Origin of the sequence: Azospirillum canadense, assembly GCF_025961225.1 — a bacterium.
In the GTDB taxonomy this organism is placed as follows: domain Bacteria; phylum Pseudomonadota; class Alphaproteobacteria; order Azospirillales; family Azospirillaceae; genus Azospirillum; species Azospirillum canadense.
This window is the reverse complement of sequence record NZ_JAOQNG010000010.1, coordinates 1,027,517-1,036,981: the sequence shown is the minus strand read 5'-3', so window position 1 is coordinate 1,036,981 and position 9,465 is coordinate 1,027,517. Positions and strand designations below refer to the sequence as shown.

Genomic DNA, 9,465 nt, shown 5'->3' with positions numbered 1-9,465 from the left:
CCATCCCATGAGCACCCCCGATTACCGGATGACGAAGGACGAGCACAGCGTCCTCCGTGTCGCCGACAACACGGTGATCCCGACCGACGAGCGCAACATCGACTATGTGGCGTATCTGCGCTGGGTGGAGGCGGGCAACACGCCCGCCCCCTACAAAGCGCCGCCCGTCCCGGTGCCGGCCAGCATCTCCGACCGCCAGTTCTTCCAGCAGCTCGCCGTCGACGGCATCGTCACGCAGGCGGAAGCCCTGGCGGCCGTGAAGACCGGCGACATCCCGGCGGCGCTCGCCGGGATCCTCGACGCCCTGCCGGACGACCAGAGGTTCGCCGCCGAGATGCTGCTGTCCGGCGCGACGAGCTTCGAGCGTGCCCACCCGCTGTCCATCGCCATCGGCGTCGCCCGGGGCATGAGCGACGCCGAGGTCGACGGCTTCTTCCGCGCGGCTGCGGCGCTGTGATGCTGCGCCTCTACCTGCTCAACCTCGCCGTTGCCGTCGACCAGCTCGCGAGCGCGTTGACCGGCGGGGCGGCCGACGAGACGATTTCCAGCCGTCTCGCCAAGGCGCAGCGCGGCGACTATGGGCCGCGGTGGCGGGCGACCACCGCGCCGCTGCGGTGGCGGGCGACCACCGCGCCGCTGCGGTGGCTGGTCGACGCCCTGTTCCGGGCGCTGACCGGTCAGCCGGACCATTGCCGCACGCACATCGAGGACGACGAGGGCTGGGACAAACTGGCGATCTGACCCACCGCGACAACACTCCAACCGACCGGCCTCCGCGTGCGGCCTTTTCAATGCCCGCTCAAGAGAATGGCGGCCACGAAGGGCCGCCGAAGGCAGGATTAGGAGTGCTCAGGGAAACAGCACAGGCTGAATCCGAGGGATGAAGCGAACTCAGCCCAACCGTCAGGATGCACAGATGCTCTGCCCACCACAGAAGCAGCGGCTGTGCCAACCGCCTGTGGATGGACGGCCTGCTCCGGATCGGAGCTTGTGGGGTGGCCGTGATCCCCGTCAGCGACACAGGCAGCTTGCGACACGCAACCGGCGCTGAGCAACAGCACAATTCGGCGGACGGGGACCACACATGTGGTGCCGTCATCATGATAACGGTGGACGATGACGCGGCGAAGATGCGCGCCATTGGCCGGAAGAGGGTGGAAAAAGGCGGCCACATAGGGCCGCCAAGGGTGGTTTTGAGGTCTATGCCTACCGGGGACGATAGGCACCGGGACCTTGGCCTTATCGGCCGCACGCATCAAACGACAAAAATAAGGTTGATTATGCCCACGCTCCCCGGCTCTCACGACCCGAGGACGTCGGTGATCATCCTGGCGCACCGGCAGTCTGGCCAGACCATGCGGCAGGGGTGAGTGTCAGTGCACAGCTGATCAGCGATCAACGCCAGCCTCTTGGTCATGCACGCCTTCTGATGGTCCGAAATGACATCCGTCGCTTGGATCGTGGCGATGGCGTCATGGAATAAGTCTGGGGAAATCGACTGCACTCTCCCCTCCTGCCGGTTGCTAGGGGAGTTTATGACGATTTACGTTTCGGAGCGATTTCCGGTTGCGCTCATTTCTTGACGATTTGAAACAATTGGGGCTGTCACAACTTGCGGCGTTTGAGCGATTTTACGCCGCACCAAAAGAACGGCGGCCGCACCGGGCCGCCGAAGATCTCTGCGAGTTCGGCTCGCCATGAGCCGACCCTAATGATCTCGCCCCCGTGACTTTCCAGCAATTTCTCAAATGGATAGGACCATGACCACCAATCCCCCCGGCGCGACGATCGCGCGCACGCCGCTCGTCATTATTCGATGAAGGCTGTTCAGGCCGGCTCTGACTGCTCTTTGCCTTCCTCCTGAGACCTCCTCACGGAGCTTGCAGCTTCCGACTGGGGCGGATGCCGCCGAGTGAAGTCCGGAGGCTCGCAATGACCAGGCTCGCCAGGTTGCGCGCCTATGCTGTCTTGGTTCGTTTGAGTGCTCATCGGACGGCATCCCAATCCAAAACGCCTCGACCTTAAACAGGCCGGCCATCGTTTTGGCCCGCTTTCCATCAGGGAGATTTCCTCTATGCCCACGCTCCCCGGCGCGGCGATCCCGCGCGACTCCACGCTCCCCCGCGGAATCCGCAACCGGAACCCCGGCAACCTCCGCCACGGCGACGACTGGCAGGGCCTGTCCGCCACCCAGGGCGACGCGGCCTTCTGCCAGTTCGACGATCCGGTCTACGGCCTGCGCGCCCTGATGCGCGTCCTGCTGAACTACCGGCGGAAGGCGGACGGCCAGGGCAAGCGCATCGTCACCATCCGGCAGGCGTTCAATCGCTGGGCGCCGCCGAAGGAGAACGACACCAACGCCTACGTGAACACCGTGGCCCGGCGCCTCGGTGTGGATCCGGACGCTCCGGTCGATTGGGCCTCAGCCGAGACGCTGATCGGCATGGCCCGCGCCATCGTCACCCATGAGAACGGCCGAGCCCCGCAGGACTTTCCGGCCGACTGGTACAGCCCCGAGCAGTATCACCGGGCGGCCATGATGGCGCTCGGCCTGGTGGATGTGCGACATGGGGGCGCTTAGTCGCTGGCTTCAGAAGGATCATCTTTTGGTTAGCAGATCGCATTTTCTGCCATTCTGAATGAAGGCGCCGGGACTCGTTGAGAACGGCACGAGCGTGAAGCAAAGCCACTCTATGTCGCCGTATCAGATCCTCGATGCGCCTGTGTCGCAATTCGTCCTCAAGGTCCTCCAGATCCGCAAGGGTCATCTGTCCCTCCCGAGCTAGTCGAAAGACAAACCACGGAAGACTGGCACGGTTCCATAATACCCCGCTTACGCTGATCCATCGACATACCCATCGGGCAAGGAAGGTCAAAACGCCATGGCCACCTCGCCCCGAACCGGCCGCCCGGCCCCCCGCCCGGCGGCTTTTCTCATGCCCGAAAGGAGGGCTCCATGCTCCAACTCCTTCCCCTGCTGATGCCGATCATCCAGGACCTGATCGGCCGCATTCCCGACCCGCAGGCCCAAGCCAAAGCGGCGGCCGAGATGCAGACCAAGCTGATCGACGTGCTGTCGGCGAGCGACGCGGCGCAGCTGCAGGTGAACGCCGCCGAGGCGGTCAACCCGTCGGTGTTCGTGTCCGGCTGGCGGCCCTTCGTCGGCTGGCTGTGCGCGATCGGCTTGGGCGTGCAGACTATCGCCTATCCATTGGCCGGCTGGGCGCTGTCGGTCTACTCGCCCGGTACGCGCCTGCCGCAAATGGACACGGACACGCTGCTGGCCCTTCTGTTCCCCATGCTGGGCATTGGGGCGTACCGGACCATCGAGAAGGTCAAGGGGGTAGCGAAGTGACGGCCGCGTTCCTCGCCCTGATCGGAGCTGCCATCGGCGGCGCCGCTGTTATCATCGTGTTGTTCCGGAGGTGGAAGTGGCCCGGCTGAAAAGGCAAGGGCCGCACCGATGTGAAGCGGCCCCAGGTGGCTTGATGGAGGGTGATGGAGGGGCGTTAATGCATTGGCCAGCTGGCCAGCGTAATTTCCTCTTCGATCTGACGGCGCTCGGCAGCAACTTTGGTGTTGTCGGAAAAATCATCGGAAATGAGAGCGCTCGGCGGGATGCTGCCTGTCAGTTCCCAAAGCTCCTTGCTCCAGCCATGTGAGTCCATTCGCTGGATGCTCTGTGCTTGCACCTGGCCTGAGACCTGATGATCACCGGGGAAGGCTACAGGTAACCCAAAGGCGCCGGCGAAGATTGCTGCGCAGGTGATGTAGGCGCCAACAACGTCCTTGCTGTCCATGGGGCACGCCTCCTTTCGGCGTAACCAAAACCCGCTCGGGAGCACAACGGCGGACCCGGCTGGAATTCAAGTACTCCTTTCTGAGTTCGCCAGCATCAACAATCTCGGGCGCTGCTCAACGGGTATAAGCGCCATCTGCTCTCTATGGCGTTGGTGGGGAGCGCTCCGCGATGATGCAGGTGTACTTTCGCGCATGCACTGCGACCACCGTCAACAGGCAGATGCCTCAGTGGGGATTGCGTCAATCCTGTCCCTGCAATACCCGGAACCAGTGTTCGGCGTATTGGCGACAGAGCTCCGCCTCGACCGCATCTCCACTGCGTTCCGCATCGGTTGCGCGGGCGAGCCACTGAGCATGCTTCTGCTGCGCCGATCCGCTCACGCGCGGAGCCGGCCGGACGACACCTTGAGCGCCACCAGCATGGGGACGTGCCTTCCCATAATGAGGCCTGGGTGCTCGGCCGCCGCTGGGCTTTGAGGGCGACATTCGGTCTGTGTCCTTTGTGATCGAGAAAACCGGAGAAATCCCCGTCGGCGGCCCTCGCGGAGAAGGACGCGCGGTCACAGGGCAGGTTGAGAGATGGTGGACCCGGCAGGATTTGAACCCGCAGCCAGACCGTTATGAGCGGCCCGCTCTAACCGTTGAGCTACGGGTCCCTGGTGCGCCTGGAGGGACTTGAACCCCCACGACTGTCGTCACCGGAACCTAAATCCGGCGCGTCTGCCAATTCCGCCACAGGCACGATGGTCGGAGCGACTGGATTCGAACCAGCGGCCCTCTGCTCCCAAAGCAGATGCGCTACCAGACTGCGCTACGCTCCGTCAACTGGTGCCGGGTGAGGGTATGAATCCCCAACATCCTCGGTATAAACGAGGCGTTCTATCGCTGAGCTAACCCGGCCTTGGTGCGGGCGGTCGGACTCGAACCGACACTCCTTGCGGAACCGGATTTTGAGTCCGGCGCGTCTACCAGTTTCACCACGCCCGCTACGCGGCCGTCCGTCTATCAAGTTCGGCCATCATTGCCAAGTCCGACTCGATCAGAGCGCGAAAACGTTTCAGTGCGCTTCGGCGCTGTGGTTGATCGGGAGCATCAGCAATGGCCTGATCAATCATCCTCAGCATGGCCCAGGCATTGTCCTCGGGCATGATCCATCCGCACAGCGGCTTCATTCCCATGATCTTGCAAAGGCGAAACGAGAGGGAGGTTTATGGCCGAGGCCGAGCCGCGGCGGAAGGCGGTGGCATGTCCGTCCCAACTGGCCAAGAGACGACCTTCGTGGGCTGGCTGGGCGCTGTCGGTCTACTCGCCCGGCACGCGCCTGCCGCAGATGGACACGGACACGCTGCTGGCCTTGCCGTTCCCCATGCTCGGCATTGGGGCGTACCGGACTATCGAGAAGGTCAAAGGGGTGACAAAGTGACAGCTCCATCATGCTCCGCGCAACGGTTGTGTCTTCATGCTAAGCATCTATGACAATGTTCAGGGTGTGAAGTCGGCCTTTGTACTATAACTCTAATCCACTTAGCCGAATGAAAGGCAATTGACGCATCGGATGCATAATAGACATTCCTGATGCAACGCAGCCATACTCCGAACGCCAATTTGTTTTGGCTCGCATTTCCGATTTCATAAGAGAAGCGGAGGGAATGGCTATGTCTACACGAGCTGCACGGCGCTTGTGGAGCGATGAGCCGCGCTGCCTCTTCTGTTTGCGCACTGAACCTGGCGGGGTGTGGTGCAGCGGCGTTTGTCAGGAGCTTTCACTCTCAAGAGTTGTGGAGTGGTGCGGCGCCATGCGTAGCAATGCCGTTGACGCCGAAGGAGCCACACAGAGCAAGCTCACCGTGGTAAGGAAGGGGCTTGCCGGTATCCGGACAAAATCGGATCGCCGGGGATGACACGGCTACCGCACAGAAAAGTGCGGCCGTCGCCAACGCTCTGGTGACGGCCGCAGGTAAGGCTACAGGGTGTGAGGTTACTCCGGCCAATACGTAGGCCGTGGCGGATCAGATCTCCGCTGACCCTAAATTGCTTGCCGATTTCTGGCACATGCTGGGCGAGCAGCTGGTGGCCCTGCTAACCCTCGACAACCAGGATCGGGCCGATGCGCGTTCGCAAACGGTGGAACTGGTCAAGGCTGGCAGCCGAATCGCATGGGGCGCCCCGGTAATGTCGATCCTGATGGTAATCGGCTGCTTCGGGGTGATGTCCCTACTGTTGCTCGCCCGTCAGCAGGATATAGCCGTGCGCACGTTCAACCTGCCGAACATGCTGTTCGGCGCCTTGGTGCTGGGCTTCGGGCAGGTCTGCTACTACTAGCTTGGCTCGTCCGCTGACAGTGCCGCCAAGGATTCGTTGCTCTGGGGGCGGTAGCCCCCGGAGCTATCACCGTTGGGCTCCATCCCGTTCCGGAACCGGTGATCAACCGAATATAGCTTTGTTCAGATCCGGCAGCATAGACCCGAGATTGCTGGCGAGATTGGAAACGATTCCACCTGGAAGCTCGCGAATGATCCCATTCGTGACTGGAACGCCTGCAACGTAGCCATCACTCCCGTTTACTTCGTTTCCTGTGCCCGCGCCCGAACCAGAAGGAACATTCTCACCGTGGAACTGGAGCCCACGCCCGGCAAGGCGATCAGAAAGTTCGCCGAAGATTGCGCTCTGCTGGGAATTGTTGAGGTCAAACGTGAAGACCCGTCGGAAGTCGATGTTGCCCGCGGCATCGGCGGTTGGGAAGGCATTCAGCGCTAGCTCCTGGGCTGGTGGGCTGTCCTCTCCCATCGCAAAAATGACCGGACCGAAGACCACGCTACCTTCGGAGCTTTCGACAAACCCGTCCCGATCCGTGTCCTGAGCAATCGTCGGGAGTTGGGACGGGCGGTCGTCAGCAAAGCCGTGGATATGGAAGGGGTGCGGTCGGTTTGGTGTGAGCCCCGACGCTGCGACGTCGACGGTGAGCGTATTCTGCCCCAACGTCAGCAGACCGACGCCGTGCGCCCCGGAATTGTTGGCGGGTTCCAGAAGGGCAACGAAATGCTTTTGCTCGTCATCTGAGTCATTCACAACGTCGCCAAGCAGATTGGTTACAGTATCAATAAGAGACCCGGCATCTGAGCCATTCACAAGCCCCCCTAGTGGAGCGATTACAGTGTCAAAAAGAGAGTTGTCCGGAATACCAGCCATGATTTTCCTCCCCGATCTTTCTCTTAATTTTCATTAGAATTGTGCATGGTGACCGCGCTTGCAGCTTTGGCTTTCAGGCGATAGCGACAACGGTCAACGAATAGGCGCCCCCGAAGGAGCGCTCTGAGAGCAGGTCTGCACAATTTATAGGCGATAAACTTCCGCTACCAATGGGCAGGCAGGGTAGTATAAAACCGTGGCAGTGCTCCGTAAGAGAACGCCGGGGCTGAAGCGGGGTCTGCGCAGCGGCACGGAGACGCCCTGGCTCTGCTGTTATATCCTCGGCGTTGGGGCGTGCCGGACCATCGACGAGGTCAAGGGTGTGGCGAAGTGACCGCGCTGGGCATCGCCGCGGGCCTGATTATCGGCTTTGCAGCCGGTCTGCTCTTCGTCGTGTGGAAGGCCGGCGAGGCGGAGCGGCTCTATCCCAAGACGCGGCGGTGGCTGGAGAGGTAGACGAATTGATCCGCTCTGCCGGGTGGCCGTGGTCGTCAGAACCGGCTGCAACGCCGGTCAAGCAGCGGCACCTAATCCCGTGCTTGCGGGCGGTCAAACGAGTTCGGAGAGCTTGAGCGAACAGTCGTTGTTCGATGGCCTGAGATCAGATACCAGCGGCGCCAGAACGCTTCTCACATGGGCATTTCAGGTCACATGAGCATTTCGGGCAGATGCTGGATGCCAGTGGGGCAGCGTCTTGTGCTCTTGGCAACAGTCCGGTTTGACAGCGTCTATTCGCCGCCTTAGCATCGAGCGGGCCTTCTGTCGCAGGATGTAAAAAGCGTTAATTCTCGGAGATTTCATGAGAATTACAGCAATCACGATTGCGGCAGCGGTGCTGGTTTTTCTGGCGGACGCCATCCTGCCAAGCGGCGTTTCCGTCAATGTCCTTTACGTCGTTCCTTTGTGCCTAGCCTCCCATGCCCGGTACCGAAACGCTCTCTTCGTGTGGGCAGCCATCCTGAGTGTGGCCTCCTCCATGGTGCCCTTCGTAAGCCCGCAAGGGCTGGCGATACAGTGGGAGGAGGCTGACCGCGCTCTGACCATCCTCGTCCTTTGGTACAGTGCCGTCATTCTGTACCGGCTGCGAGGGCAACGTGAGCGGGCGCTTCGGGAGCGGGCCGTTGCTCTTGAGGCCACCAATGCGAAGACCCGGTTCTTCGCCGCCGCCAACCACGACCTGCGCCAGCCGATGCAGTCGATGTTCTTCTTTGTCGAGGTTCTGCGCAGTCACGTGCCCTCCGAGAAAGGGCGGGATGCCGTGGGTATGCTGGAGCGCAGCCTGGAGGCACTCAAAGGCCTGCTCGACAGCATGCTGGACGTCTCGCGGCTGGACGCCGGTGTGGTGACGCCACAGATCGAGGATTTCGTTGTCAAGCCGGTGCTCGATCATGCTGGGGCGGAGTATGTACCACTTGCGGCCGCCAAGGGGCTCGAACTCCAGGTCGTCAGCGATGGCGAGGTCGCAGTGCGCAGTGACCGTGTTCTGCTTGGACGCATGGTGCGGAATTTGGTCGAGAACGCCATCCGCTACACCGAGGCCGGAAGCATCACGATCCGCTGTTTCGTCGCGGAAGGCCACGCCTGCATCGAGGTTCGCGACACCGGCATTGGCATTCCTCGCGAGCACCTGACGCGGATCTTTGAGGAGTTCTTCCAAGTCGGCAACCCGGAGCGTGACCGCCAGCAGGGGCTCGGCTTGGGCTTGTCCATCGTGCGACGCCTGTCACAGTTGCTCGACCACCCAGTCGCCGTTGAGTCCGAACCCGGTAAGGGATCGCGGTTCCGCATCACCGTTCCGCTCGGTGAAGCCGTGGCTGAGCACGCCATCCTGTCCGTTTCAGCAATCAAGGGCGGCGGGCAAGGGCGTATGGCGGTGCTGGTCGACGACGACGTTGCTGTCCTGAAGGGATTGCAAACCCTCCTTCAGAACTGGGGTTATGAGACGCTCGCCGCGACGTCGACGGAGCAAGCTCTCGAACTCCTCCAAACCTCGGGGCGACGGCCGGACATCGTGATCGCCGATTACCGGTTGCGCGAGGGCAAAATTGGCAGCGAGGCGATCGTGAGGGTTCGGAAACTGATGGGCCCCGCGGTGCCCGGCATCCTGCTGACCGGGGAGATGGACGGTGACCTTCGCCGGAAGGCTGCGGCGCAGGCCATCGAGGTCGTCGTGAAGCCGGTCTTGCCAGGCGAGTTGCACAGCGTGTTGAACCGTTATCTGGGAACGGCGGTATAACAGGCTTCTCGTCCACCTGATTTAAGACGGATCATGCCCCGACAGAGACGTTCCAATGTCCCTGCGTCAACGTGACAAACCAAATAAATAGGTCACCGATGACGGTGTTGCGCCTATTTAAGCGTCATGTTGACAGAGACAGATAGAGAGCCGCCCATGTGAGGCGCAGCTCTCCCTTCAATCAGCCACCATCACGTCGCCTGGAACCCCGCGCGTCGTGGCGGCAGCCGGCTGTTGGG

General features: G+C 61.8%; 12 protein-coding genes and 5 tRNA genes. 8 read left to right on the top strand and 9 right to left on the bottom strand.

What is annotated here, in order from left to right; genetic code table 11:
* Positions 1 to 7 precede the first annotated feature (7 nt).
* From M2351_RS40605 to M2351_RS40590, 4 genes are all read left to right on the top strand, one after another.
* On the top strand, positions 8 to 457 hold the full coding sequence (locus tag M2351_RS40605; protein ID WP_264661637.1) for a hypothetical protein: 450 nt from the start codon (positions 8 to 10) through the stop codon (positions 455 to 457).
* The gene (locus M2351_RS40600; protein ID WP_264661636.1) at positions 457 to 741 is read left to right on the top strand and encodes a hypothetical protein; all 285 of its coding nucleotides are present in this window, start codon (positions 457 to 459) and stop codon (positions 739 to 741) included. Before M2351_RS40605 ends, M2351_RS40600 begins: the two co-directional genes overlap by 1 nt.
* A gap of 1,333 nt (positions 742 to 2,074) precedes the next feature.
* Positions 2,075 to 2,581 carry a structural protein gene (locus tag M2351_RS40595; RefSeq protein ID WP_264661635.1) on the top strand — a complete coding sequence of 169 codons (507 nt, stop codon included), beginning with the start codon at positions 2,075 to 2,077 and terminating at the stop codon, positions 2,579 to 2,581.
* 375 nt (positions 2,582 to 2,956) lie between these two features.
* Positions 2,957 to 3,355 carry a holin family protein gene (locus M2351_RS40590; protein ID WP_264661634.1) on the top strand — a complete coding sequence of 133 codons (399 nt, stop codon included), beginning with the start codon at positions 2,957 to 2,959 and terminating at the stop codon, positions 3,353 to 3,355.
* 154 nt (positions 3,356 to 3,509) lie between these two features.
* On the opposite strand, the gene M2351_RS40585 is transcribed toward M2351_RS40590, so the two are convergent.
* The 8 genes from M2351_RS40585 to M2351_RS40550 form a co-directional block, all read right to left on the bottom strand.
* Complete coding sequence (locus tag M2351_RS40585; protein WP_264661633.1) at positions 3,510 to 3,800, bottom strand: hypothetical protein; 291 nt, start codon at positions 3,798 to 3,800, stop codon at positions 3,510 to 3,512.
* Between the two features lie 241 nt (positions 3,801 to 4,041).
* Positions 4,042 to 4,287 (bottom strand): DUF4167 domain-containing protein, encoded by a 246-nt coding sequence (locus tag M2351_RS40580; RefSeq protein ID WP_264661632.1) that lies wholly within the window; start codon positions 4,285 to 4,287, stop codon positions 4,042 to 4,044.
* Between the two features lie 94 nt (positions 4,288 to 4,381).
* Positions 4,382 to 4,457 (bottom strand) — tRNA-Ile (locus M2351_RS40575).
* Between the two features lies 1 nt (position 4,458).
* Positions 4,459 to 4,543: transfer RNA gene (locus M2351_RS40570), tRNA-Leu, on the bottom strand.
* Between the two features lie 2 nt (positions 4,544 to 4,545).
* Positions 4,546 to 4,622: transfer RNA gene (locus tag M2351_RS40565), tRNA-Pro, on the bottom strand.
* 5 nt (positions 4,623 to 4,627) lie between these two features.
* Positions 4,628 to 4,701: transfer RNA gene (locus M2351_RS40560), tRNA-Ile, on the bottom strand.
* Between the two features lie 2 nt (positions 4,702 to 4,703).
* Positions 4,704 to 4,788: transfer RNA gene (locus M2351_RS40555), tRNA-Leu, on the bottom strand.
* Positions 4,788 to 4,949, bottom strand: coding sequence for a hypothetical protein (locus M2351_RS40550; protein ID WP_264661631.1), 162 nt, complete (start codon positions 4,947 to 4,949; stop codon positions 4,788 to 4,790). Before M2351_RS40550 ends, M2351_RS40555 begins: the two co-directional genes overlap by 1 nt.
* A 62-nt stretch (positions 4,950 to 5,011) precedes the next feature.
* On the opposite strand from M2351_RS40550, the gene M2351_RS40545 reads away from it, so the two are divergent.
* Both M2351_RS40545 and M2351_RS40540 read left to right on the top strand, forming a co-directional pair.
* Positions 5,012 to 5,224 carry a hypothetical protein gene (locus M2351_RS40545; protein WP_264661630.1) on the top strand — a complete coding sequence of 71 codons (213 nt, stop codon included), beginning with the start codon at positions 5,012 to 5,014 and terminating at the stop codon, positions 5,222 to 5,224.
* A gap of 578 nt (positions 5,225 to 5,802) precedes the next feature.
* Entirely contained in the window at positions 5,803 to 6,123 is a 321-nt protein-coding gene (locus M2351_RS40540) for a hypothetical protein (RefSeq protein ID WP_264661629.1), read from the top strand.
* A 102-nt stretch (positions 6,124 to 6,225) separates the two neighbouring features.
* On the opposite strand, the gene M2351_RS40535 is transcribed toward M2351_RS40540, so the two are convergent.
* A complete protein-coding gene (locus tag M2351_RS40535; protein WP_264661628.1) occupies positions 6,226 to 6,990 on the bottom strand; it encodes a hypothetical protein in 765 nt (254 codons plus the stop codon).
* A 330-nt stretch (positions 6,991 to 7,320) separates the two neighbouring features.
* Between M2351_RS40535 and M2351_RS40530 the strand changes: the two genes are divergently transcribed.
* Together M2351_RS40530 and M2351_RS40525 are read left to right on the top strand one after the other, a co-directional pair.
* On the top strand, positions 7,321 to 7,446 hold the full coding sequence (locus tag M2351_RS40530; RefSeq protein ID WP_264661627.1) for a hypothetical protein: 126 nt from the start codon (positions 7,321 to 7,323) through the stop codon (positions 7,444 to 7,446).
* Between the two features lie 343 nt (positions 7,447 to 7,789).
* Positions 7,790 to 9,226 (top strand): ATP-binding response regulator, encoded by a 1,437-nt coding sequence (locus M2351_RS40525; RefSeq protein WP_264661626.1) that lies wholly within the window; start codon positions 7,790 to 7,792, stop codon positions 9,224 to 9,226.
* The last annotated feature ends 239 nt before the right edge of the window (positions 9,227 to 9,465 follow it).